The sequence below is a fragment of the Streptomyces longwoodensis genome, assembly GCF_001514125.1.
GTDB classification, from domain to species: domain Bacteria; phylum Actinomycetota; class Actinomycetes; order Streptomycetales; family Streptomycetaceae; genus Streptomyces; species Streptomyces longwoodensis.
Genome location: NZ_KQ948555.1, coordinates 37,962 through 63,232, shown reverse-complemented (window position 1 = coordinate 63,232; position 25,271 = coordinate 37,962). Strand labels below are relative to the sequence as shown.

Annotated in this window: 17 protein-coding genes and 1 other RNA gene; 8 read left to right on the top strand and 10 right to left on the bottom strand. The window is 74.0% G+C overall.

Features of this window, described 5'->3' with window-relative positions:
• Positions 1–27: 27 nt before the first annotated feature.
• On the bottom strand, positions 28–1,002 hold the full coding sequence (locus AQJ30_RS20120) for a LysR family transcriptional regulator (protein WP_067235925.1): 975 nt from the start codon (positions 1,000–1,002) through the stop codon (positions 28–30).
• 83 nt (positions 1,003–1,085) lie between these two features.
• Here AQJ30_RS20120 and AQJ30_RS20115 point away from each other — a divergent pair, with 83 nt between their 5' ends.
• Entirely contained in the window at positions 1,086–2,384 is a 1,299-nt protein-coding gene (locus tag AQJ30_RS20115; RefSeq protein ID WP_067235922.1) for an MFS transporter, read from the top strand.
• 56 nt (positions 2,385–2,440) lie between these two features.
• On the opposite strand, the gene ssrA is transcribed toward AQJ30_RS20115, so the two are convergent.
• From ssrA to ftsE, 5 genes are all read right to left on the bottom strand, one after another.
• Positions 2,441–2,845, bottom strand: a transfer-messenger RNA (tmRNA) gene (ssrA, locus tag AQJ30_RS20110).
• 99 nt (positions 2,846–2,944) lie between these two features.
• Complete coding sequence (smpB, locus tag AQJ30_RS20105) at positions 2,945–3,424, bottom strand: SsrA-binding protein SmpB (protein ID WP_067235920.1); 480 nt, start codon at positions 3,422–3,424, stop codon at positions 2,945–2,947.
• Between the two features lie 104 nt (positions 3,425–3,528).
• Positions 3,529–4,698, bottom strand: coding sequence for a S41 family peptidase (locus tag AQJ30_RS20100; protein ID WP_079084158.1), 1,170 nt, complete (start codon positions 4,696–4,698; stop codon positions 3,529–3,531).
• 68 nt (positions 4,699–4,766) lie between these two features.
• A complete protein-coding gene (ftsX, locus tag AQJ30_RS20095; protein WP_067235914.1) occupies positions 4,767–5,684 on the bottom strand; it encodes a permease-like cell division protein FtsX in 918 nt (305 codons plus the stop codon).
• Positions 5,685–5,734: 50 nt separating this feature from the next.
• Complete coding sequence (gene ftsE, locus AQJ30_RS20090; RefSeq protein ID WP_067235911.1) at positions 5,735–6,424, bottom strand: cell division ATP-binding protein FtsE; 690 nt, start codon at positions 6,422–6,424, stop codon at positions 5,735–5,737.
• 249 nt (positions 6,425–6,673) lie between these two features.
• On the opposite strand from ftsE, the gene AQJ30_RS20085 reads away from it, so the two are divergent.
• A complete protein-coding gene (locus AQJ30_RS20085) occupies positions 6,674–6,865 on the top strand; it encodes a hypothetical protein (protein WP_067235908.1) in 192 nt (63 codons plus the stop codon).
• 95 nt (positions 6,866–6,960) lie between these two features.
• Here AQJ30_RS20085 and AQJ30_RS20080 read toward each other — a convergent pair whose 3' ends face one another.
• From AQJ30_RS20080 to AQJ30_RS20065, 4 genes are all read right to left on the bottom strand, one after another.
• On the bottom strand, positions 6,961–7,845 hold the full coding sequence (locus AQJ30_RS20080) for a hypothetical protein (RefSeq protein ID WP_067235905.1): 885 nt from the start codon (positions 7,843–7,845) through the stop codon (positions 6,961–6,963).
• Between the two features lie 279 nt (positions 7,846–8,124).
• Positions 8,125–9,231, bottom strand: coding sequence for a peptide chain release factor 2 (gene prfB, locus AQJ30_RS20075; protein ID WP_067235901.1), 1,107 nt, complete (start codon positions 9,229–9,231; stop codon positions 8,125–8,127).
• Between the two features lie 92 nt (positions 9,232–9,323).
• A complete protein-coding gene (locus AQJ30_RS20070) occupies positions 9,324–10,577 on the bottom strand; it encodes a serine/threonine-protein kinase (RefSeq protein ID WP_067235898.1) in 1,254 nt (417 codons plus the stop codon).
• A 134-nt stretch (positions 10,578–10,711) separates the two neighbouring features.
• The gene (locus AQJ30_RS20065; RefSeq protein WP_067235895.1) at positions 10,712–12,400 is read right to left on the bottom strand and encodes a serine/threonine-protein kinase; all 1,689 of its coding nucleotides are present in this window, start codon (positions 12,398–12,400) and stop codon (positions 10,712–10,714) included.
• 446 nt (positions 12,401–12,846) lie between these two features.
• On the opposite strand from AQJ30_RS20065, the gene AQJ30_RS20060 reads away from it, so the two are divergent.
• The 6 genes from AQJ30_RS20060 (at position 12,847) to AQJ30_RS20035 (ending at position 25,271) form a co-directional block, all read left to right on the top strand.
• Positions 12,847–16,509, top strand: coding sequence for an FHA domain-containing protein (locus AQJ30_RS20060; RefSeq protein ID WP_067235892.1), 3,663 nt, complete (start codon positions 12,847–12,849; stop codon positions 16,507–16,509).
• 296 nt (positions 16,510–16,805) lie between these two features.
• Positions 16,806–18,194 carry an ABC transporter substrate-binding protein gene (locus AQJ30_RS20055; protein WP_067235889.1) on the top strand — a complete coding sequence of 463 codons (1,389 nt, stop codon included), beginning with the start codon at positions 16,806–16,808 and terminating at the stop codon, positions 18,192–18,194.
• A gap of 7 nt (positions 18,195–18,201) precedes the next feature.
• Positions 18,202–19,539 (top strand): carbohydrate ABC transporter permease, encoded by a 1,338-nt coding sequence (locus tag AQJ30_RS20050; RefSeq protein WP_067235887.1) that lies wholly within the window; start codon positions 18,202–18,204, stop codon positions 19,537–19,539.
• The gene (locus tag AQJ30_RS20045; RefSeq protein ID WP_067235885.1) at positions 19,536–20,456 is read left to right on the top strand and encodes a carbohydrate ABC transporter permease; all 921 of its coding nucleotides are present in this window, start codon (positions 19,536–19,538) and stop codon (positions 20,454–20,456) included. Before AQJ30_RS20050 ends, AQJ30_RS20045 begins: the two co-directional genes overlap by 4 nt.
• A 182-nt stretch (positions 20,457–20,638) precedes the next feature.
• Positions 20,639–22,897 carry a bifunctional glycosyltransferase/CDP-glycerol:glycerophosphate glycerophosphotransferase gene (locus AQJ30_RS20040; RefSeq protein WP_067235883.1) on the top strand — a complete coding sequence of 753 codons (2,259 nt, stop codon included), beginning with the start codon at positions 20,639–20,641 and terminating at the stop codon, positions 22,895–22,897.
• A 157-nt stretch (positions 22,898–23,054) separates the two neighbouring features.
• Positions 23,055–25,271 (top strand): bifunctional glycosyltransferase/CDP-glycerol:glycerophosphate glycerophosphotransferase, encoded by a 2,217-nt coding sequence (locus AQJ30_RS20035; RefSeq protein ID WP_067236559.1) that lies wholly within the window; start codon positions 23,055–23,057, stop codon positions 25,269–25,271.

Below are 25,271 nucleotides of genomic sequence, written 5' to 3'. Positions count from 1 at the left end.
GCGCCGCGCGGTGCGTCACGCGGTGCGTCATGTGCCGGCCGAGGCCCCGTCCCTGTCCACCGCCGGGATCCACGCGGTGGCGGGTACCCGGAGCCACGACCTCTCGGCCGTGAGCCGCGCCGCCGCCCGCCGCAGTGCGTCGAGGCCGGGGTGGACCAGCCCCTTGCGCCAGACCAGCGAGACCGGGGACAGCGGCACCGGGTCGACGAGCGGCCGCAGCACGGTGCCGGGCAGGGCCGGGAAGCCCACCACCACGAGGACCGGGTCGCCCGACTTCTCGATGATGCGGCGGAACTCCTCGTCACCGATGGCGAGCGGCGCGGGCGGCGCCACCTCGATGCCGCGGCCCTGGAACAGCCGGTGGGCGAGGTCCGTCCACTCCCGGGTGCGCGGGTTCCCGGCGCCCGCGTACACCCGCTCCCCGGCGAGCGCGTCCAGCGGCACCTCCTCCAGCGCGGCCAGCCGGTGGTGTTCGGGCAGCAGGACGGCCATCGGCTCGTGGCGCACGGGCTGGTGGTCAAGCGCCGCCCGCAGCGCCGGGTCCAGGCCCGCGTAACGGCCGAACGACGCGTCCAGCCGACCCGCCGCGATCTCCGCCGCGGCCCAGGTCAGCCCGCTCTCGAAGCGGGCCATCAGCTCCAGTTCCGGGGCGAGTTCGCGGGCCAGGTGCAGCACCGCGCGGCCGGTGACCAGGCCCGGCGAGTTGAGGTCCACCAGCAGCGGGCGGGCCTGCCGGAACGCCGCGAGCAGGTCGTCCTGCGCCGCCAGCACCCGGCGCGCGTACGGCACCAGCCGCTCGCCGTCCGGTGTCAGCGTGACCTGGCGGGTGGTCCGCAGGAACAGGTCCGCGCCCAACTCCCGCTCCAGCCGCCGTACGTCACGGCTGAGGGCCTGCTGGGCGACGTACAGGCGGGCCGCGGCGCGCGTGAAGTGCAGTTCCTCGGCGACGGCGAGGAAGGCGCGCAGCAGACGGGGGTCGAGGGGGGCGGGTGTCCCGGACATCCCGCGAATTTACAACGCGGGTGTGTCAATCGGTGCGGGACAGGTGTTGGACCCGGTGATCACCCCGGCCCGAGCCTGGGGTCATGCCACCGTCGATGCGCCGGGACCAGCCGGCCCGCACACCGTCCCGCCTCTTCCCCACCCTCACCGCCGACACCCTGGTCACCGTCGACTTCCGCCCCCGCGCGGCCCGTCCGCCGGGCCCCTACCGGCGGCTGCTCGCCCGGCCGGGCGCCCGCGCCTTCGTCGCGGGGAACCTGATCGCCCGGCTGCCCGCGGGCATGGTCGGGATGAGCACCATCGTGATGATCGCCGGCACCCGCGGCTCGTACGCCCTGGCCGGGGTCGTCGGCGCGACCGGGCTGGCGGCGTCCGCGCTGGCCGGGCCGTGGGTCGCGCGGCTCGTCGACCGGCACGGACAGGCCCGGATCGCGGTGCCGGCCGCGCTGTGCGTGGTGCTGGGCAGCCTCGCCCTGGTGCTGTGCGTGCACTACGGGGCGCCGGACTGGACCCTGTTTGCCGCGTACGCCACGACCGCGACCACGCCGAACACCGGGGGCATGGCCCGGGCCCGCTGGGCGCACCTGCTGGACGGGGACGCGGCCGCCCTGCACACGGCGAACTCCTTCGAGCAGGCCGTGGACGAGCTCTGCTACATGCTGGGCCCGGTGCTCGCCGCCTTCCTGTGCACGGCGGTCGCCCCGGAGGCGGGGCTGCTGGTGGCGGCGTCGCTGCTGCTGGTGGGCATCCTGCTGTTCGCGGCGCAGCGGGCGACCGAGCCGCCGCCGCGCCCGGCGGACCGCGCGTCGGCCTCGCCGCTGCGGGTCGCGGGCGTGCCGCCGCTGCTGGTGGGGTTCCTGGCGACGGGCGCGGTGTTCGGTTCGATGGAGGTCGTCACCGTCGCCTACGCCGACGGGCTCGGCCACCGGGGCGCGGCCGGGGTGGTGCTGATGCTCCAGGCGGCCGGTTCGTGCGCGGCCGGCCTGCTGTACGGCGCGCTGAAGCCGGCCGGACCGGCCGAGCGGCGCCTGCCGTGGTGCCTGCTGGCGATGACGGTGCTGATGGGCCTGCCCTGGCTGAGCGCCCGTACCGCGGGCTCGCTGCCGCTGCTGGCGCTCGCGCTGCTGGTGGCGGGGATGGCGACCGCGCCGACGATGGTCACGGCGATGACCGTGCTCCAGGGCCGGGTGCCCGCGGGGCGGCTGAACGAGGGGCTGAGCCTGATGGTCACCGCGCTGCTCGCGGGGATCGCGTGCGGCTCGGCGAGCGGTGGCTGGATCGCCGAACACGCCGCTCCGACCACGGGATTCGTGGTGCCGGTGGCGGCGGCGGGGGTGGCGTTCGTGATCGGCTCGGCGCGGGCCGTGCGGCGCGCCGCCTGAACCGCCGCGGACACGACGAAGGCCCGGTGGTGGGTGCCACCGGGCCTTCTCATGGGGAGTGGAGATGGCGGGAATCGAACCCGCGTCCAACGGTGCGGAATCAGGGCTTCTCCGTGTGCAGTCCGCTGCGCTTTTCTCAGCCCCGGAGATCACGCGGACAAGTCTCCGACGGGCTCAGTCACTGTCTGATTTCCCTCTTCACCCCGTGACCGGGATCGAGGTTTAGTTCCCTAGCTGATGCCAGGAACCGGGTCGGGAACAGCCCCGGGCTGACACTCCCTTGAGTAAGGGGGCAGTTCGCTCGCTACCTGATCAGGCAGCGAGGGCGAACTGCTCCGCCTTGGGAGAATCGCTCTTGATAGTGGCGATTATTTTTTTCGGCCTGTGGTTTACGAGATCATGGCCGCTTCCTCGACACGCTTCCCCTGCTTCGACAGCCGCTGTCGAAACCGATCATCCCCATGTTGATTTTTCAATCCGCGCACCCGCTGTGAGGTGCAGGTGCCATCGTACGTGACCAACGTCCGTCGATGCCACCGTATTCCCCCGCGGCGGGCAGCCTACGCGCGCTGCTTGCGGCGGACGGCCGACATCGCGCGGTCGGCCTCGCGGCGGTCCTGCTTCTCCCGCAGGGTCTGGCGCTTGTCGTACTCCTTCTTGCCCTTGGCCAGCGCGATCTCGACCTTGGCCCGGCCGTCCTTGAAGTACAGCGCCAGGGGCACGATGGTGTGGCCCGTCTCCTGCACCTTGGACTCCAGCTTGTCGATCTCCGCGCGGTGCAGCAGCAGCTTGCGCTTGCGGCGCGCGCTGTGGTTGGTCCAGGTGCCCTGGCTGTACTCCGGGACGTGCACGTTGTAGAGCCACGCCTCGTGCCCGTCGAGCTGCACGAAGCCGTCCACGAGCGAGGCCCGCCCCTGGCGCAGCGACTTCACCTCGGTCCCCATGAGCACCAGGCCGGCCTCGTAGGTGTCGATGATGAGGTAGTCGTGCCGCGCCTTCTTGTTCTGGGCGATCAGCTTGCGCCCTTTTTCCTTAGCCATAGTGCCGACCATTTTCGCACTACGCGGGGGGCGGACGGGAAGCCATTGACACCGGCGGGGTGGACGGCCCCGGCGCGGCGGCCGAGCGGAGCGGCCGGGCGGGGCTACTCGCCCAGGCCGCCGAGGACCGTCTCGGCCCGGTGCAGGACGTCGTGGTCGGCCTCCAGGTCCGGGGCGATGCCCTGACCGTCGACCGTCCGGCCCGAGGGGGTCCGGTAGTGGCCGACGGTCAGCTCGGCGACCGAGCCGTCGGGCAGCCGGCTCGGCATCTGCACCGAGCCCTTGCCGAAGGTGCGCGACCCCACCACGACCGCCCGCCCCCGGTCCTTCAGAGCACCGGTCAGCAGCTCGGCCGCGCTCATCGTGCCGCCGTCCACGACCGCCACCAGCGGCCGGGCGGTGTCCCCGCCGCCCTCGGCGTGCAGGGCGCGCTGCTCGCCGTCCACGTCGTAGGTGGCGACCAGGCCGCCGTCGAGGAACGCGGACGCGCTGGTCACGGCCTCGGTGACCAGGCCGCCGGAGTTGCCGCGCAGGTCCAGCACGATCCCCTCGCCGGCCGGGGCCCGGTGCACCGCGGTGCGCACGGTGTCGCCGACGCCCTTGGTGAACGCGGCGATCCTGATCACCGTGACGCCCCCGGCGAGCCGCTGCACGGTGACCGAGTCGGTCGACAGGCGGGCCCGGCGCAGCGTCTCGCGCCACGCGCGCGTGCCGCGCTCCAGACCGAGGGTGACCGTCGTACCGGCCGCCTCGCCGGTGGTGTCGCCGCGCAGCAGGGAGACGACCTCGGTGACCGGCAGCCCGTCCACGGCCCGCCCGTCGATGCTGCGCAGCCGGTCGCCCGTGCGGATCCCCGCGGCGGCGGCCGGCGAACCGCCCTGCACCTTGGTGACCTCGATGCGGCCGTCGCGCTCGCGCCGCGCCCACAGGCCGACGCCGGTGTAGCGGCCGTCGAGGGCGTCCTCGAACTCCTCGTACTCGCCCGGGGAGTAGACGGCGCCCCAGCGGTCCCCGCTGCGGCTGACGGCCCGCTCGGCGGCCTCCGTGGGGGACTTGCCCTCGGCCATGGCCTCGGCGGCGGCCCGGGCGACCGCGTCGTGGCGGCTGCCCGGCGCGGCGGCCGGCCGCGAACTCCCGGTCTCCCCCGGGCCGTCGGCGTCGCCGGGCAGCGACCCGGTGGCGGCGCCGGCGACCAGCACACTGGCGAACACCAATGTCAGGGCGGCCCCGCGGCCGAAGCGGCGGGGCTGACAGAACAGGTCTCGACCCGACATGGCGGCGAGTCTAGGCGAACGCACGGGGCCGAAGGGCGTCTTGTCCGTACGGCCCCTTTTGGTGTGCGTCACACCTTCAGGTACTTGCGCAACGCGAAGAACGCGGCCAGCGCGGGCATCAGCAGGCTCGTCGCGAGGATCAGCGGCAGCTTCGTCAACACGGCGTCCCAGCCGATGAAGTTGATGAGGTTCAGCTTCTGCGACAGCGCGAGGCCGTGGTCGATGATGAAGTACCGCGCGACCACCAGGAACCCGCAGGCCACCCCGCCGCCGATGAGCCCGGCGACCGCCGCCTCGGCGATGAACGGCGCCTGGATGTAGAAGCCCGAGGCGCCGACCAGGCGCATGATCCCGGTCTCGCGCCGCCGGCTGAACGCGGAGACGCGCACGGTGTTGACGATCAGCATCAGCGCGACCACCAGCATCAGCGCCATCACCATCCGCGCGGCCCAGTTCATGCCGTTGAGCAGCCCGAAGAGGTTGTCCAGGATGCCCTTCTGGTCCTGCACCGACTGCACGCCGTCCCGCCCGTCGAAGGCGGTCGCGATGACCTGGTACTTCTCCGGGTCCTTCAGCTTGATCCGGTACGACTCCTGCATCTGGTCCGGGGTGAGCGAACTGGCCAGCGGGGAGTCGCCGAACTGCTGCTTGTAGTGCTTGTACGCCTCGTCCTGCGACTCGTAGGTGACCGTGTCGACCACGGCCATCTTCTTGAGGTCGGTTTGGATTTCCTTCTTCTGGTCCTCGGTGACCGCGCCCTTGGCGCAGTTGGGGTCGGACTCGGCGTCGCTCTTGTTGCAGAGGAACACCGAGACGTTGACCTTGTCGTACCAGTAGCCCTTCATGGTGTTGACCTGGTCGCTCATCAGGAGCGACCCGCCGAACAGCGCGAGCGACAGGGCGACGGAGACGATGACGGCGAACGTCATCGTGAGGTTGCGGCGGAGTCCGACACCGATCTCGGACAGAACGAACTGGGCGCGCATGGCGGCGGGTCAAACCTTTCCGTGGAACGCGAGCGAGGAGCCGGGCGGTCTCAGTGCTGGTAGCCGTAGACGCCGCGTGCCTGGTCGCGGACGAGGCGGCCCTTCTCCAGCTCGATGACGCGCTTGCGCATCTGGTCCACGATGTTCTGGTCGTGCGTGGCCATCACCACGGTCGTGCCGGTCCGGTTGATCCGGTCCAGCAGCTTCATGATGCCGACCGAGGTCTGCGGGTCGAGGTTGCCGGTGGGCTCGTCGGCGATCAGCAGCTTCGGGCGGTTGACGAAGGCCCGCGCGATGGCGACGCGCTGCTGCTCACCGCCGGACAGCTCGCCCGGCATCCGGTCCTCCTTGCCGCCGAGCCCGACCAGGTCGAGCACCTGCGGCACGGACTTGCGGATCTCACCGCGGGACTTGCCGATCACCTCCTGCGCGAAGGCCACGTTCTCCGCGACCGTCTTGTTCGGCAGCAGGCGGAAGTCCTGGAACACGGTCCCCAGCTGGCGGCGCATCTGCGGCACCTTCCAGTTGGAGAGGCGCGCGAGGTCCTTGCCCAGGACGTGCACCTGGCCGTGGCTGCACCGCTCCTCGCGGAGGACCAGCCGCAGGAAGGTGGACTTGCCGGAGCCGGAGGACCCGACGAGGAACACGAACTCGCCCTTCTCCACCTCGAGGGAGACATCCCTGAGCGCGGGTCGGGTCTGCTTGGGGTAGACCTTGGAGACGTTGTCGAATCGGATCACGGTGCACCACGGGTCGCCGGGGGTAGATGAGCGTGACCATACGCGAACCCGGTGCGCGAGCGCAGGCGCCGTACGGGGTTGGGGCGTGCTTGTGCGGTTTTGTACGGTGGCCCGTGGGGAAAGGGGACGCCGCCTTCGTCCGGCACCCCAGAGCGCGTCGAGCGGGAACCTGGCACAGTGGGAGGGGAACGTTCGCGTTTCCGTGAGCGTTGTACCGAGCAGAAACCGGGTGCGAGGAGGGCGAGGCGCATGACGTACGACCGGCTGGTGTGCGCGAACTGCGCGGCGCCCGTGAGCGAAGGCCGGTGCCCCGTGTGCCGTGCGAACCGCGAGCGGCTGCAACAGGAGAGCTTTCTGGCGGGCCTGAACCCGGCGGCCCTCATCGCGCTGCTGGCGGTGCTGGTGGCAGCGGTGGCGCTGCTGGCCCACCAGACCGCGTAGCCCGACCCCACCGACGGCGAAGAGGCCCGGAGCGAGCGCTCCGGGCCTCTTCCTGTCACGTCACGCGCACACGGTGCGTGCGGTCGTGGCTACCGTCAGGCAGCGGCTCCGCCGCGGCCCGCGACCAGGCGCGGGAGGATGCGGAAGCCGACGCCGCCGGCGATCATCGTCGCGGCGCCGATGACCAGGAAGGTGGTCTCCCCGGCACCGGTCTCGGCGAGCTGCTTGCCACCGCCCTGGGCGGTGGTGTCGGCGGCCGTGGCGTCCGAGGTGTCGGTCAGCGCCGAGCTCCCGGCCTCCTGGGCGGAGGTGCCGTCGGGGGTGGTGCCGGAGCCGGTCGAGCCGGTAGAACCGCTCGAGCCGCTGGCGGCGCCACCGGAGGTGGAGGAGTTGCCGCCCGAGGTGCCGTTGCCACCGGAGGTGGAGGAGTTGCCGCCCGAGGTGCCGTTGCCACCCGAGGTGCCGTTGCCGCCCGAGGTCGAGTTACCGCCCGAGTTCGAGTTGCCGCCCGAGTTGCCGTTGCCGTTCGAGCCGCCGTTGCCGTTCCCACCGTTGGTGGTCGAGCTGGAGGAGTCGTTCCCGCCCGACGTGGTGGTCGAGCTGGAGGAGTCGTCCCCGCCGATGGACGAGGTCGAACTCGTCGAGTCGTCGCCACCGATGGAGGAGGTCGAGCTCGTCGAGTCGTCCCCGCCGATGGAGGAGGTCGAGCTCGTCGAGTCGTCCCCGCCGATGGACGAGGTCGAGCTCGTCGAGTCGTCGCCGCCGATGGACGTCGTGGTCGTCGTCGACGCGTCGGTGCAGACGCCGATCGGGCACGGGTCGTCCTGCGTCTGCGTGGTGACGTCGGTGGTGTCGCCGGTCGAGACGAGGCCGTCGGAACCGTTGGCCTGCGCCACGCCCGCGACCGTCAGCGAGGCGCCCGCGGCGATCACGGCGCCCGCGGCGATGCGCGCGATGCGGACGCGCGTCTTGTTGGTCATAAGGCTGCTACCCCCAGTAGCTGATCGTCGAAGAGGCCGCGCTCGGGGCCGTGATCGACGGAGGTAGCGAGAAAATGCGAAGCCCCCCGGTTCACATGCGCCCCAAAGATACGCATGCCACGCTTCACCCTTCCGAGTTTTCACAGCAGCGTCAAGGCCGTTGCGCGCGCAATGTCCCCCTGCGTACGCAATGGCCGGTTCTTGAGGCCGTGAGTGTGATGTAAAACCCAGACATAAGCCAACCGCCCCTGCGTGAGGGCGGTTGGCTTGTCGACATGGCTACTTCTCGCGCTGCTTGCGCCAGCGAATGCCGGCCTCGAGGAACCCGTCGATCTCTCCGTTGAACACGGCCTCGGGGTTGCCCACTTCGAACTCGGTGCGCAGGTCCTTGACCATCTGGTACGGGTGCAGGACGTACGAACGCATCTGGTTGCCCCAGGAGTTGCCGCCGTCGCCCTTGAGCGCGTCCATCTTGGCCTGCTCCTCCTGCCGGCGCCGCTCGAGCAGCTTGGCCTGGAGGACGTTCATCGCGGTGGCCTTGTTCTGGATCTGCGACCGCTCGTTCTGGCAGGAGACGACGATGCCGGTCGGCAGGTGGGTGATGCGCACCGCCGAGTCGGTGGTGTTGACGCCCTGGCCGCCGGGACCGGAGGACCGGTAGACGTCGATGCGCAGCTCGGACTCGTCGATCTCGACGTGGTCGGACTGCTCGACGACGGGCAGGACCTCCACGCCGGCGAACGACGTCTGGCGGCGCCCCTGGTTGTCGAAGGGGGAGATCCGCACCAGGCGGTGGGTGCCCTGCTCGACCGAGAGGGTGCCGTAGGCGTACGGCACCTGCACGGCGAAGGTGGTCGACTTGATGCCGGCCTCCTCCGCGTACGAGGTCTCGATGAGCTCGGTCTTGTAGCCCTTCTGCTCCGCCCAGCGCAGGTACATCCGCTGCAGCTTCTCGGCGAAGTCGGCGGCGTCGACGCCACCGGCCTCGGCGCGGATGTTCACCAGGGCCTCGCGGGAGTCGTACTCCCCGCTCAGCAGCGTCCGGACCTCCATCTCGTCCAGGGCCTTCCTGACGGCGGCGAGCTCGGACTCGGCCTCGGCACGGGTGTCCGGGTCGTCCTCCTCCTCGGCCATCTCGAAGAGCACGGCGAGATCGTCGATCCGCGAGCGCAGCGCCTCGGTCTTCCTCACCTCCGCCTGGAGGTGGGACAGCTTGCTTGTGATCTTCTGCGCCTCGTCCGGGTTGTCCCACAGGGACGGCGCGGCCGCCTGCTCCTCGAGCACGGCGATGTCTGCCCTCATCCTGTCGAGGTCCAGAACGGCCTCGATCGACTCCATGGTCGAGGAGAGGGACTTGAGCTCTTCGGATACGTCGACGACTGCCACACCCCCAGCGTAACGGCTCCGCCCGGCGGGGAGCGCCGGTGGCGGCCGGGAGGCCCGGGGAGGGCACCGACCGGGAGGTCAGGGGCGCGGGGTCAGGGGGCGGACGGGGCGGCGGGGGCCGACGAGGTCGGCCGGGAGGGGCTCGCGTCGGCGTCGTCGCCGGAGGTGGCGAGCCAGGTGCCGACGCCCGCCGCGGCCGCGAGGACCACCGCCGCCGCGGCCAGGACCAGGCGGCGGCGCCGCGTGGTGGCGCGGTTGCGGGCCGAGCCGGGGCGGGGGGCGCCCGCCGCCCGGGGGACGCGGGCGGTGCCGTGGGCGCCGCCGGCCAGCTCGTCCGGGGCGGGCACCCGCATCGAGGTGTGGGTGTCGCGGTTGGAGTCGGGCTTGGCGCCGGGCACCAGGGGCACCGCGCCGCGCCGCGCGCGTGCGGCGGGCTCGGCGGCCACGGCGCCCGGGACCGGGACCGCCTCCGGCTCGTCGTCCGTCTCGGTGTCCGGCTCGTCCACGTCCAGCGGCGGCATCCCGGCGAGCGTCGGCAGCTGCTCGCGCAGCCGGGCCGCCAGCTCCGAGGCGCGCAGCCGGGAGGCGGGCGCCTTGGCGAGGCACTGGACGACCAGCTGCCACAGCTCGTCCGGGATGCCGGGCAGGGGCGCGACGCTCTCGGTGACGTGCCGGCGCAGCACCGCGCCGGGGTGGCCGCCGCCGAACGGCGTGAAGCCCGCCAGCAGCTCGTACAGCACCGTGGCCAGGGCGTAGATGTCGACGGCCGCGCGCGGCGGCAGGCCCTCGACGATCTCGGGGGCGAGGTAGTCCGGGGTGCCGATGATCTTCGTGGCGCGGGTGCGCTTGGGGGTGTCGATGAGCTTCGCCACGCCGAAGTCGGTCAGCAGGGCGCGGTGCGAGCCGCCGGGACCCAGCGGGCCCTGCATGTCGAGCAGCACGTTCTCCGGCTTGACGTCGCGGTGGACGACCCCGGCCGCGTGGGCCGCCGCCAGTCCCTCGGCGACGTCGGCGGTGATCGCCACGGCCGCCTCGGGGGCGAGCCGGCGGTCCCGGTCCAGCCGGGTGCGCAGGTCGGTGCCGCGGACCAGGTCCATCACCAGGGCCAGGTCGTTGCCGTCGACGACGAGGTCGCGCACCGAGACGACGTTGGGGTGGTCCAGGCCAAGCAGGGCGGTGCGCTCCTGGACGAAGCGGCCCACCAGCTCCTCGTCGGACGCGAGGTCCTCGCGCAGCAGCTTGATGGCGACGGGCCCCTCGGGTCCCTCGCCCAGCCACACCGTGCCGGCGCTGCCCCGCCCGAGGATCTGGTGGGCGGTGTACCGGCTGCCGATCTTCCGTGCCAAGGCTGCTCCTACGTACGCGTGTTGCCGACAAAGCTACGCGTCCGGAGAGCCAACCTTCACTCCGGCGGCGGAAATCACCCGCCGGATGTCGACAAATCCCCAGAGTCGCCCGCACCCTTACCGGGCGTACCGGACTACTGGGAGGAACCGCTGTCGGCGAGGTCACCGATCCAGCCGGTGACCGTGTCGAACCAGTCGCCGAGCTGCTGCCAGTAGCCCTTGCCGGTGCCGATCCAGTCCTGGAGCGGGGTGAACTCCCAGACCATCCAGCCGGCCACGACCAGGATGACGATCGTGAAGAGGCAGCCCTTCAGGCAGCCGAGGCCGGGGATCTTCATCGGGTTGGCGCTGCGCCGGCGCGGCTCGCGGGGCTCCGGCGCCGGCCGCTGGGGCCGCTGCGGCTGGGGCGCGGGCGGCGGGGCGTACCGCTGGGGCTGCTGGTGCTGCGGCGGCGCGTACGGCTGCGGCTGCTGCTGGCGGCCGTAGCCCTGCTGCGGGCGCTGCTGCTGGGGCTGCGGGCGCGGCTGCTGCTGCGGGCGGGCCACCTGGCGCTGCGGGCGACGGCGCAGCGGGTCCTCGCCGGGGTCGAGGTACTGGATCTGGGTCTGCTCGTTGCGGTCGCGGGCGGCGCGCAGCTGGCTCTGCCAGGGGTGCGGCTGCTCGGGCGGCTGCCCGCCCTGGCCCGGCTGGCCGGGCGGCACCGGCGGCAGCACGGCGGTCGGGTCGGCCGCGCCGGTGTGCGGCAGGACCGCGGTGGGGTCCGCGGCGCCCGCGGGGGGCTGCGCGCCGGTGTGCGGCAGCACGCTGGTCGCGGCGTTGGGGTCGTAGCCGCCCGCCGGTCCGGCCGCCGAGCCGTGCGGCAGCACCTGGGTGGGGTCGGCGACGCCGCCCGCGTCCGGCACCGCGGCGGGCGCCGGGTCGGGGGCGAGGACGTGGCCGACGCCCTCGGCGGCGGCGATCTGCATCGAGTTCGCGTGGACCCCGACGCCCTCGGCGACGATGCGCAGCCCGCGCGCGAGGTTCTGGGCGCTCGGCCGCTCGGCCGGGTTCTTGCGCAGGCAGCGCTCGATGACCGTCCACAGCGGGTCGGGCACGGTCGACGGGCGGCGCGGCTCGGCGCTCAGGTGCTGGTGCAGCACCTCCAGGGCGGACCCGCCGGAGAACGGCGGGCGGCCGGTGACCAGCTCGTACAGCAGGATGCCGGCGCCGTAGACGTCGACGGCGGAGGTCTGCGGGCGGCCCTCGGCGGACTCCGGGGCCACGTACGCGGGCGTGCCGACGAACTCGCTGGTGCGGGTCAGGCCCGGGGAGTCGGCGAGCCGTGCGATGCCGAAGTCGGTCAGCATAGGGTGCATCTCGCCGCCGCCCTGGCGCAGCAGCACGTTGGCCGGCTTCAGGTCGCGGTGGACGACGCCGTCGGCGTGGCTCGCGGCCAGCGCGTCGGCGATCTGCGCGGTCAGCAGGGCGGCGCCGACGGGCGTGAAGGGGCCGTTCTCGCGCAGGTAGCGGTGCAGGTCGGGGCCGTCGACGAGGTCCATGACCAGGGCGAGCAGATCGCCCTCGACCACCAGGTCGCGGACCCGGACGATGTTGGGGTGGGTGAGCCGCAGCAGCACCGAGCGCTCGCGCAGGAACCGCATCACGACGTCGGGGTCGCTCGCCAGCTCCTCCTTGAGGACCTTGATCGCGACCGTCTCGCCGGGCTGGCCGGGCACGGCCGCCTCGGCTCCCGCGGTCTCGCGCTGACGGGCTCGCCACACGGTCCCCGTGGCGCCGCGCCCCAACGGCTCCTCAAGGAGGTACTTGCTCCCTACCGGCCGCACGTCATGCGCTCCCTGCTGCTTGCCGTTGCTGTTCCACTACATTCCGACCCACTGTAGTGCCGCGGTCCGCGCCACCGGCCTGTCCGCGGCGTGCCGCCCGGTGTTCCGCACCCGTTCCGCGTCGCCCCGGGAGGGGTCGGGAGGGGTTCCGTGCGTCGTACGTACGGCTCGCCGGACATGTTCGAACGAAAGACGCTCTGCTCGGTCCGGCGGTTGCCCGGAGCGGGCGTGACCGATCTCAAGTGGGGCTCGAGCGGTCGCCCGCGGGGCACCTGGCAGGCACTTTTGCGGGCAGAGCCGACCAATCAAGATCACTTGTTCCCGGGCGGCGGGCGCGTTGTCGGTGACAGGTGCGAGGATGCCTGGAGTACTGGCCGACGTGCTCGTGTGGGGTGGGGGGTAGTCCGCGCCCGCGCAGACCCGCGCAGAAGGGACCGCTGACGCCGATGCAGATCCGGCTGACCGTCGTAGACCCGCTCGGCCCACCCGCGTCCGAGGCGCGCGGCCGCACCGCGAGCCGCGACGTGCTGGTCACGGCGCCCGCGGGCACGGCGCTGGCCGCGGTCGCGTCGGCGCTCGCCACGGCGGTCTCCGGCGAGACGAGCGCGTCCGGCGGCGCGGTGGTGCTCTACGCGGGCCTGGAGCGCCTGGACGTCCAGCGCTGCACCCTGGGCGAGCCCCCGCTGGTCGACGGCGCGGTGCTGTCCCTGGGCGCCCCCGCCGACCCCGAGCCGCACCCGGAGGTGGCCGACGCCCCGGCCCGCCTCGACGTGGTCGCCGGCCCGGACGCGGGCGGGGTCCACCTGCTGCACGGCGGTCAGGTGCGCGTGGGCCGCTCCGCCGACGCCGACGTCCCCCTGGACGACCCGGACGTCTCCCGCCTGCACTGCGCGGTGACCCTGACCGCCGACGGCCGGGTCACCGTCGCCGACCTCGGTTCCACCAACGGCACCACCCTGGACGGCACCCGCGTACCCGCCCGGCCGGTGCGCTTCGCCCCGGGCGCCCTGCTGCGCATCGGCGAGTCCACCCTGCGGCTGGCCCCGCCCGGCGGCCCCGGCAGCCCGGTGCCCACCACCCCGGACGGCGAGGGCCACGTGCGCGTGGCCCTCGCCGGGGACACGGCGGGCGACACCGGGGGCGACGGCACGCGCAAGGATGCCGGCGCCCCGGGCTCCAGCCGGCGGGTGAGCGGCCGGGGCGGACTCACCGCGCGCGTGCCGGAGGACCGCCCGGCCGACGACGACACCGGCGGCCCCGGCCCCGCCCCCACGGGCCACGGCACCCCCCGCTCCCCCTCCGGCCCGACCGGACACGGCTACGGCACCGGCGGCTGGGCCGGGCCGGCCCCGACCGGGAGCGAGCGCTCGCACGCACCGGGCACGGCCTCACCCGACGAGCACGGCGGGCCCGCCCCGCACCCCGGCACGACGGTGCCCGGCCAGGGCGGCGCCCCGTCCGTCGAGCGGCACGGCGGTGCCGCCGGGCCGCACCCGGGCAGCGGCGCCGGGGCGTCCGACGCGACCCACGCCGGCGGCTCGGGGCTCGGCCCGTTCGAGGGCCTGGCCGCCGACATCCGGAACGGGCACGCCTCGGGCGCCGCCGGGACGCCGTACGACGGACCCGGCCGCAAGCTGACGCCCCTGCGCGGCACCGACGCACCGCCGCCCGCGCGCCGGCGCGGCGGGCTCTCCGCGTGGGCGCGGCGCCTCACCGGCGGCGGCCGCGACGACGCCCCCGGCACACCGGACGAGCAGCCGTACGACGTGCCCCCGGCGGAGACCGCGCCCGTGCCGTCGGCCGTGGTGCCCGGGGCACCGGAGACCTGGCCCGACCCGGCCACGCTGCTGCTGACGGCGCTCGGCCCCGGCCCCCGTCTGTGGGAGCGCGGGCCCGGGCACCCGGAGGCGCTCACCGTGCGGCTCGGGACGGCCGACCGGGCCGCGCCCGGCGGCTCGGGCGTGCTGCCCGCCGTCCCGGTGACGACGGACCTGCGCGAGGTGGGCGCCCTGGGCCTGGCCGGTCCGCGCGAGCGGCTGTCGGGGCTCGCCCGTGCGGTGCTGGCGCAGCTCGCCGCGCTGCACTCCCCCGACACCCTGGAGATCGTCCTGGTCAGCACCGACCGCGCCCGCTCCGCCGAGGAGCGCGCGGCGGAGTGGGCCTGGCTGGGCTGGCTGCCCCACCTGCGTCCCGGGCACGGCCAGGACTGCCGCCTGCTGCTCGCCCACGACCGTGAGCAGGCCGGCGCGCGCCTCGACGAGCTGCTCCGCCGGCTGGACACCCACGACGAGCCCGACGCCCGCGGGGCAGACCGGTCCGCGCCGTCCGGGTCCGGGCGGCCCCTGCCCGCCCAGCGGCAGCCCCGGCCGGCCGAGCACGCCGAGGACGCCGCGTACGCCGAGGGCCCTGAGGCGGGTGACACCGCCTCCCCGGCGACCCACCAGATCGACCACCCCGGCCCGCACGCGTCCGGCGTCCCGGCCCGCCGCCCCTCCTGGGCGCTCGCCGACGGCCCCGCGGACGCCTCCGCCGCCCCGCACGGTCATCCCGGCCCCCACACCGTCCTCGTCGTCGACGGCGACCCCGGCGGTGCCGACCTGCGGGAGGCCGTGGCGCGGCTGTCGCTCGAGGGTCCCGCCGCCGGGATCCACGTGCTGTGCCTCGCCGAGACGGCGGCGGCCTCCCCCGCCTCCCCGGTGACCGAGACGTACGAGGCGGCCTGTGCGGCCGTGCCCGCCTTCCGGCACTGCGGGGCCGTGGTGCTGCTCAGCGGGGACGTGGCGACGGCGCTGCGGCTGTTGCGCGTGGTGCGGGCCGGCGGCCCGGGCAGCGAGCCGCCCGGCCCGGTGGGCCACGGCACGGTCGGCGCGGTGGACGCGGTGTCCCCGGCCTGGGCCGAGCGGTTCGCCCGGGCCCTGGCCCCGCTGCGCCCGGACGGCGCCGGTGAGCGGCACCCGCGCGTGGCGACGCCGTTGCCCGCGTCGGCCCGGCTGCTGGACGAGCTGGGGCTGGCCCGCGCCACCCCGGCGTCCCTGATGGCCCGCTGGGCGGACGCGGCCGACGATCCGGAGGCCCTCGGCGGCCGGGCCGTCGCCGTGCTGGGAGCGGGCCCGCGCGGCCCGGTCGGCGTGGACCTCGGCGGCGACGGGCCGCACCTGCTGGTCGAGGGGCCGCCCGGCAGCGGCCGCACCGAGCTGCTGCGGGCCGTGGTCGCCTCGCTGGCCGCCGCCGAGCGGCCCGACCGGCTCGGCATCGTGCTGATCGACGGCCGGGACAGCGTCGGCAAGGGCGGCGCGGGGCAGGGCGACGGGCTGCGGGTCTGTACGGACGTCCCGCACGTCACGACCCACCTGACGGCCAACGACCCGGTGCGGATGCGGGAGTTCGCCCAGTCGCTGAGCGCCGAGCTGAAGCGGCGGGCCGAACTGGTGGGCCGGGTGGACTTCGCGGAGTGGCACCGGCACCGCGCGGTCGCCGACCGCATCGGCCCGCAGCGCGGCCCTGGGGGCGGCGCCGCCGACCTGGACGGGCCGCCCAGCTCCACCCTGCGCCTGCGCCCCGGTGCCGCGGCCCGCCCGCGCACGGAGCCGGCGCCCGCGCTGCCCCGGCTCGTGGTGGTCGTGGACGACCTGGACGCCCTGGTGTCCCCCGCGCTCGGCTCACCCGGACGGCCCGCGGCCGGCTCGGTCATGCGCGCGCTGGAGGCGGTGGCCCGGGACGGCGAGCGGCTCGGCGTGCACCTGGTGGCGGCGGCCGGCCCCGGTGGCCGTACGGCGGAGTCGGAGCCGTCCCGGCGGGCGACGCTGCGGGTCACCCTGGACGCGCCGGTCTCCGGCACGGACGAACCGGCGCCCGGGCGGGGCCGGCTGACCGGCGCGGACGGCCGCGTGACGCCGTTCCAGGGGGGCCGGGTGACGGGCCGTATCCCCCGTACGGCGACGGTGCGGCCGACGGTCGTGCCGCTGGACTGGCGGCGGATGGGCGATCCGCCGGCCCGCCGCCCGGTGCGCGAGCTGGGCAACGGCCCGACCGACCTGGCCCTGCTGGCCAGCGCGTTGGAGCGAGCGGCCCGCGAGGTCGCCGCGGCGGAGGTGCCGTCGCTGCTGTAGCGCGGGGCGCGAGCGGGTGCGCGTGGCCCCGGTGCCGGTGCCGGTGCCGTTGCGCCTGGTGTGGCGTGGCGGCGGTCCGTGTACGGCGCGGTGCGTCGCACGGTCGGCCGAACCCACACCCTGTCAGGGCGCCCCGCGCCCGCGCCCCGAGTCCCCCGGACCCCGCGCGATCACGACGCGGTCACGATCGCCCGCTTGACACGGTTCGCGCTCTTGCCGACCCCAGGCACCCGGCGTAGACCAGAGGCCACGGGACAGCGCTCGATCGTTCGACGAGGACGAAGAACGGGGCAGTGATGCGCAGCACCAGCAACACCATCCGGACACGCAGAACCGTGAGGGCCGCGGCCACGCTCCTGGCGGGAGCCCTGGCGCTCACGCTCTCCGCGTGCGGCGGCGACGACGACAACGACAGCGACAGCTCCTCCTCCCCCAGCGCGGGTGCGCAGGGGAGCGGCAGCACCCTGAACCTCCCCAAGCTCGACGGCACCAGTCTGTCGGTCGCCGCCGTGTGGACCGGCACCGAGCAGGCCAACTTCAAGAAGGTCCTCGCGGAGTTCGAGAAGCGCACCGGCGCGAAGGTCACCTTCGTCCCGGCGCAGGACCCGATCATCAACTTCCTCGGCTCCAAGGTGGCCGGCGGACAGCCGCCGGACGTGGCGATGCTGCCCCAGCCGGGCGCCATCAAGCAGGCCGCGGACCGGGGCTGGGCCAAGCCGCTGGGCGCCGAGGCGCAGGCGGAGCTGGCGAAGAACTACTCGCAGGGCTGGCAGGACATCGGCAAGGTCGGCGGCAAGCAGTACGGCGTGTACTACAAGGCCGCCAACAAGTCGCTGGTCTGGTACAACGCCAAGGTCTTCGAGAACGCCGGCGCGAGCGAGCCGAAGACGTGGAAGGACCTGCTGTCCACCGCCCAGACGGTGTCCGACTCGGGCGTGACGCCGTTCTCCGTCGGCGGCGCCGACGGCTGGACGCTGACCGACTGGTTCGAGAACGTGTACCTCTCCCAGGCGGGCCCGGAGAAGTACGACCAGCTCGCCCAGCACAAGATCAAGTGGACGGACCCCTCCGTGAAGGAGGCGCTGACCACCCTCGCGCAGGTCTGGGGCAAGAAGGACTGGATCGCCGGCGGCCCGACGGGCGCGCTGCAGGTGGAGTTCCCGGCGTCGGTGACGCAGACCTTCACCGGCGGCGACCAGCCGAAGGCGGCCATGGTCTACGAGGGCGACTTCGTCCAGGTGAACATCGCGGACACCAAGGAGAAGGTCGGCACCGGGGCGAAGGTGTTCCCCTTCCCGGCGGTCGGCGGCACCGCGCCGGTGGTGTCCGGCGGTGACGCGGCGGTCGTCCTGAAGGACTCCAAGGGCGCGCAGGCGCTCGCCACGTTCCTCGCCTCCCCGGACGCGGCGACGATCCAGGCGAAGCTCGGCGGGTACCTGTCGCCGAACAAGAACGTGGACAACGCGGCGTACCCGAACGACGTCCAGCGCAGGATCGCCAAGTCCCTGATCGAGTCGGGCGACGACTTCCGCTTCGACATGTCCGACCAGGCGCCGCAGGCGTTCGGCGGCACCCCCGGCAAGGGCGAGTGGAAGGACCTCCAGGACTTCCTGAAGAACCCGTCGGACGTCGCCGGGACCCAGGCGAAGCTGGAGGCCGACGCGGCCAAGGCGTACGGGAGCTGATCCGGCCATGGCGTCGGCAACGGCGGGGGCCCGCAAGGCCCCCGCCCCTCGTTCGCGCAAGAGCGTGACCGGCACCCGCAGGAGCGTGGCGGCGCTGTTCCTGCTGCCCGCCCTGGTGCTGCTGGGCGCGCTCGTGGTGTACCCGATCGGGTACTCGGTCGTGCGCAGCTTCTACGACCAGTCCGGCGACGGCTTCGCCGGCATCGACAACTACAAGGAGCTGTTCACCGACGACGGCATCCGCACCGCCCTGAAGAACAACATCGTCTGGGTGGTGTTCGCGCCGACGGTCACCACCGCGCTGGGTCTGATCTTCGCGGTGCTGACCGAACGGGTGCGCTGGGGAACGGCGTTCAAGCTGGTCGTCTTCATGCCGATGGCGATCTCGATGCTCGCCGCCGGCATCATCTTCCGGCTGGTGTACGACCAGGACCCCGACAAGGGCGTCGCCAACGCGGTGTGGGTGGGCGTGCACGACACGTTCGCCGAGTCGTCGGCGTTCCCGAAGGCCCACCCGGGCCGCGAGTCGCCGCTGGTGGCACGCGACGGCGGCTTCGTGACCCGGCAGACCGTGCACACCGGGGGGACGGTCACCCTGCCGCTGGTCGGCGTCGCCCCGGACCAGATGCCCGACGGCGCGAAGAAGGCGGTGGCGCCCACCGCCGACCCGGGGAAGATCACCGGCACGACCTGGCAGGACTTCACCCGCGGCAAGGGCGTGGGCACGCTCGGCGCGCCCGACCCGGCGGAGCTGGGCTACGCGGGGATGAGGATCGAGGCGGTCAAGGACGGCAAGGTCGTCGCGTCGGCCACGGCGGCCGGGGACGGCACCTTCACCCTGCCGGCCAAGGCCGACGGGGCGCGGCTGCGGCTGCCCGCGAGCAACTTCAAGGAGCCGTACAACGGATTGGACTGGCTGGGCCCGTCCCTGGTCACGCCGGCCATCATCGGCTCGTACATCTGGATGTGGGCGGGCTTCGCGATGGTGCTCATCGCGGCGGGCCTCGCGGGGGTGCCCCGGGAGCTGCTGGAGGCGGCCCGCGTCGACGGGGCCACCGAGTGGCAGGTGTTCCGCCGGGTCACCGTGCCGCTGCTGGCACCCGTGCTCGCGGTCGTCACCGTGACGCTGATGATCAACGTCCTGAAGATCTTCGACCTGGTCTTCATCATCGCGCCGGGCTCCTCGCAGGACGACGCCAACGTGCTCGCCCTGGAGCTGTACCGCAAGGGCTTCTCCGAGGACCAGCCGGGCGTCGCGAGCGCCATCGCGGTGTTCCTGCTGCTGCTGGTGATCCCGGTGATGTGGTTCAACATCCGCAGGCTGCGGCGGGAGGTGCGGCGATGACCACACACGCCGGAAGTGCCGGCAGCGTCCGCAAGACGGCGCCGCCCGTGGCGGGCGTCAAGGCGCGGGAGTCGCTCGCCGCACGGATCGTCGAGAAGCTGGGCGGCGGTCTGGTACGCGTCTTCCTGCTCGTCGTCGGGCTGTTCTGGCTGGTGCCGACGATCGGTCTGCTGATCTCCTCGCTGCGCCCGCCGGACGAGATGAGCGCGAGCGGCTGGTGGAAGGTGTTCAGCGAGCCGTCCCAGCTGACCTTCGACAGCTACCAGAAGCTGCTGGAGAACAGCGACATCACGAACTCCATCCTCAACACCGTGCTCATCACGGTCCCGGCCACGCTCCTGGTCGTGCTCGTGGGCTCGCTCGCGGGCTACGCGTTCGCGTGGATGGAGTTCCCCGGGCGCGACTGGTGGTTCCTCGCCGTGGTCGGGCTGCTCGTGGTGCCGGTGCAGGTGGCGCTCATCCCGATCGCCGAACTGTTCGGCAAGCTCGGGCTGTTCGGCTCCATCCTGGGCGTGGTGCTGTTCCACACCGGCTTCGGCCTGCCGTTCGCGGTGTTCCTGCTGCGCAACTTCTTCGCGGAGATCCCGCGGGAGCTGCTGGAGGCGGCCCGGCTGGACGGCGCGGGTGAACTGCGGCTGTTCTTCCGGGTGGTGATGCCGCTGGCCGGTCCGGCGGTCGCGTCGCTGGCGATCTTCCAGTTCCTGTGGGTGTGGAACGACATGCTGGTCGCCCTGGTGTTCACCGACGCCGACAGCCAGCCCATCACGGTCGCCCTGCAGACGCAGGTACGGCAGTTCGGCAACAACATCGACGTGCTGGCGCCGGGCGCGTTCATCTCCATGGTGATCCCGCTGGCCGTGTTCTTCGCGTTCCAGCGGCAGTTCGTCTCGGGCGTGATGGCCGGCGCGGTCAAGTGACCGGCGGCGCCCGTCGATCGGGCAGGTGACCGGCGCGGCCGGTCGAGGGGGCGGGTCGGTACGACACCGGCGCGCCCCCCGTCGTTCACCCCCGCTTCCCCCGTATGCCGCAGAAAGCGTAACCACGTCACTCCATTGGCCGTTGGCGGGCCGAACGCCCGCGCCGACCCATGGATGTCCCCTTGCCCAGGTTCAGTGTCATCGTCCCCGCGTACCAGGTTCAGGCGTACCTGCACGAGTGCCTCGAATCGGTGCTGTCCCAGTCGTACCCCGACCTCGAGCTGATCGCCGTCGACGACTGCTCGCCGGACGCCTGCGGCGAGATCATCGACGAGTTCGCCGCCCGTGACCCCCGGGTCAGGCCGCTGCACCTGTCCGAGAACACCGGCCTGGGCCGCGCCCGCAACGCCGGGATCGCCGAGGCGACCGGTGACTACCTGCTGTTCCTCGACAGCGACGACACGCTCACCCCGGACACCCTGCTGGCGATCGCCGACCGGCTGAAGGAGACCGGCGAACCGGACGTCCTGGTCTACGACTTCGCGCAGACGTACTGGACGGGCGAGACGGTGCGCAACCGGTTCGCGGCGCAGCTCGCCGAGGGCGGCCCGGCCCCCTTCCGGCTCCAGGACCGCCCGGGCCTGCTGCGGGTGCTGATGGTCGCCTGGAACAAGGCGTACCGGCGGGACTTCGTCACGCGCGAGCACCTGGCCTTCCCGCCCGGCTACTACGAGGACACCCCGTGGACGTACCCGGTGCTGATGGCGGCCGGGTCGATCGCCACGCTGGACCGGGTCTGCGTGCACTACCGCCAGCGCCGGGGCAGCATCCTGTCCACCACCAGCCGGCGGCACTTCGACGTCTTCGACCAGTACGACCGGGTCTTCGCGTTCCTGGACCAGCGGCCCGAACTGGCCCACTGGCGGCCGGTGCTGTACCGCCGCATGGTCGACCACCTGTCCACCGTGTTCATCCGGCCGGGCCGGCTCCCGCGTAACGCGCGTGCCGCGTTCCTGCGCCGGGCCCGCGCCCACTGCCGGCGCCACCGGGTCCCCGGCGCCCGCGTGCCGCTGCGCTCACGGCTGCGGCACGCCCTGGTCGAGGGCGGCCTGCACCGCACGTACCGGGTGGTGCGGCGGGCGACGGCGCTGGCCGGGTGGACGCGCCGCTTCGCCGCGCGGTCGGCGCGCGCCGTGCGCGCGGCGGCCCTGCAGGCGCACTACCGCGTGCAGCTGCGGCTGCCGCTGCGCGCCGACCGGGCCGTCTTCGCCGCCTACTGGAACCGCGGCTACGGCTGCAACCCGGCCGCCCTGGAGGCAGCGGTCCGCGCGCACGCCCCGCACGTACGCACCGCGTGGATCGCGCGGCCCGAGCACCAGGACACCATTCCGGCGGGCACCGAGCGGCTCACCCCTGGCACGGCCGCGTACTGGACGGCGCTGGCCCGCTCCCGGTACCTGGTCAACAACGTCAACTTCGACCGGCGGCTGGTCAAGCGGCCCGGGCAGGTGTTCGTGCAGACCCAGCACGGCACCCCGCTCAAGCACATGGGCCTGGACCTCCAGGAGCGCCCCGCCGCGGCCCGCGACACCGACTTCGCCGAGCTGCTGCGGGGCGTCGACAAGTGGGACTACGTGCTGTCCGCCAACCGGCACACCACCCTGACCTGGGAGCGGGTCTACCCCGGCGGCTACGAGACGCTGGAGTACGGCTACCCCCGCAACGACGTCTTCCAGCGGGCCACCGACCAGGACGTGGCCCGGGCGCGCGCCGCGCTCGGCCTCGCCCCCGACACGGTGGCGGTCCTGTACGCGCCGACCCACCGCGACTACCGCCGCACCCAGCGCCCCGCACTCGACCTGGACCGGGTGCTGCGCCGGCTGGGCCCCCGCTTCGTGGTGCTGGCCCGCGCCCACTACTGGCAGGACGGCCCCCTCGGCACGGACCCGCGGGTCCTCGACGTCAGCGGCCACCCGAACGTCGAGGAGCTGTGCCTGGCCTCGGACGCCCTGCTCACCGACTACTCGTCGATCATGTTCGACTACGCCGGCCTGGACCGGCCGATCGTGCTGCACACCGGCGACTGGGAGGCGTACGAGGCGGCCCGCGGCACCTACTTCGACGTGCGGACGTGCCCGCCCGGCGCGGTCGCGCACAGCGAGGACGAGCTGATCGACGTCTTCGCGACGGGCCGCTGGTGCGACGCGCGCAGCGAGCGGCTGCGGGCGGCGTTCCGCGCGCGCTTCTGCCCGTACGACGACGGGCGCGCCGCCGAGCGCGTGGTGCGGCGCGTGGTGCTGGGCGAGCCGGAGAGCGCCCTGCCGCCGGTCGTGCCGCTCGCCGAGCGGCGCCCCGCGCCGCCGGCGGCCCACCCGGAGCGCTCGCCGCTCACCACCGTGCCCCAACCCGCCGGCCGTCTGTCCGTCACCGACCGGCGCTGAACGCCGTTTGCCTCCCGGGAGTTCCGATGCGCCCCAGCACGTCGCGGCCGACCCCCACCCGGCCGTCCACCTGGCGGCCGACGGGCCGCCCCGGCCGCCGTACGGCGTGAGCCGCGGCACCGGCCGGCCCGACCGATTCGAGCAGAGAAAGATCGCGATGCCCCGCTTCAGCATCATCGTCCCGTCCCATGGGGTCGCGGGCCGGCTGTCCCTGGCGCTGGACTCCGTCCTCGCCCAGTCGTTCGGCGACCTGGAGCTGATCCCGGTCTGTGACGGCCCCGGTGCCCCCGCCGCGACCCTCGCCGCCGGGTACGCCGCCCGGGACGCCCGGGTGCGCCCGGTGCACTCGCCGCCGTCCGCCGGGCTGAGCGGGGCCCGCAACACCGGGCTGCGCGCCGCGACCGGCGCCTACGTGCTGTTCCTCGACGGCGACGACACGCTCGCCCCGGGCGCGCTGGCCGCGCTGGCCGCCCGGCTGGCGGAGACCGGCGAGGTGGACGTGCTGTACGCCGAGCACGAGCGCGTCCCCTGGTGGGAGGGCGAGCCGGTCAACCCGGCCGCCCCGCTGCTGGCCCGCGCCCCCCGGCAGGCGTTCGCGCCCGCCGAGGCGCCCGCGGTGACCGGCGTGCAGCTCCCGGCGTGGGGCACGGCCTACCGGCGGGCGTTCCTCGCAGAGCACCACCTCACCTTCCCCGAGGGGCACTTCACGGACACCGGGTTCGGCGGCCTGGTCACCCTGCACGCCGAGCGGATCGCCGTGCTGCGCCGCGTCGTCGTACGGCACCTGCTGCGCCGGCAGGGCAGCCGGCTGCACGCGCCGGGCGGGCACCACACCGAACTCCTGGACCGCACCGAGCTGGTGCTGACGCGGGCGGCGGAGGCGGGCCTCGCCCCGGAGCGGGCGGCCGCGCTGTTCGGGCAGCTGTTCGCGGCGGTGCTGAAGACCGCCGCCCACCCCAGCCGGCTGCCGTCCGGGCTGCGCCGGTCCTACTTCCGGCGCGCGAGCCGGCTCTACCGCCGCCACCGGCCCGCCGGGTACCGGCCGCCGGGCGGCAAACAGGGCGTGCAGCAGCGGCTCCTCGCGACGGGCGCGTACGGCGCGTTCCTGGCGCTGCGGGGCGCCCAGCACCGGGCGGCGGCGCTCGCCGAGCGCGCGCCCCGCCCGCGCGGGCTGCGCACCCGCCTGTACTACCGGCTCCAGCTGCGCCGCCCGCTCGACCCGGAACTGGCCGTGTACTGCGCCTACTGGGGCCGCGGTTACGCGTGCAGCCCGGCCGCGATCCACGCCCGGGCGGCCGAACTCGCCCCGCACGTGCGGTCGGTGTTCCTCGTCGAGGCCGACCAGGCGCACACGATGCCGGCGGGCGTCGACCACGCCGTGCTCGGCAGCCGCCGCGCCTGGCGGCTGCTGGCCCGGGCGAAGTACCTCGTCAACAACGCCAACTTCGCGGAGGGCGTGGTCAAGCGGCCCGGCAGCGTCCACGTGCAGACCCAGCACGGCACCCCGCTGAAGAAGATGGGCGTCGACCAGTCGACGTACCCGGTGGTGGCCGCGGCGACCGGCAGTTTCACCAAGCTGCTCGGCCGGGTGGACCGCTGGGACTACAACCTGTCGTCCAACTCCCACTCCACGCAGATGTGGGAGCGCGCCTTCCCCGGCTCCTACGAGCAGCTGGAGTACGGCTACCCGCGCAACGACGTCTTCTACACGGCGACCGCCGACGACGTCGCCCGGGCCCGCCGCGCGCTGGGCGTGCCGGAGGGCAAGGTCGCCGTGCTGTACGCGCCGACCCACCGCGACCACCACACCGGCTTCGAGCCGGGCCTGGACCTGGAGGCGTTCTGCGCGGCGGCCGGCGAGGACGTGGTGGTGCTGCTGCGCGCCCACTACTTCTACGACGGCGGCGGCGCCCGCGGCTCCGGGCGGATCATCGACGTCACCGGGCACCGCTCCTCCGAGGAGGTGTGCCTGGCCGCCGACGCGCTGGTCACCGACTACTCGTCGATCATGTTCGACTACGCCAACCTGGACCGCCCGATCGTCGTGTACGCCGACGACTGGGACGTCTACACCGAGACGCGGGGCGTCTACTTCGACCTCATGGCGGCCCCGCCCGGCCCCGTCGCCCGCACACCCGAGGAGCTGGCGCGGGTCTTCGCCGACGGCTCGTACGCGGGCCCGGCCTCGGCGGAGCTGCGGGCCGCCTTCCGCGCCCGTTTCTGCCAGTTCGACGACGGCCGGGCCGCCGAGCGCGTGGTGCGCCGGGTGCTGCTCGGCGAGCCCCCGGAGGCGATCGCGCCCGTGCGCCCACTCACCGAACGCGTCCCGGCCCCCGCCGCCGCCCCCCTCACAGGACACCTCCTAAGGAGCTGA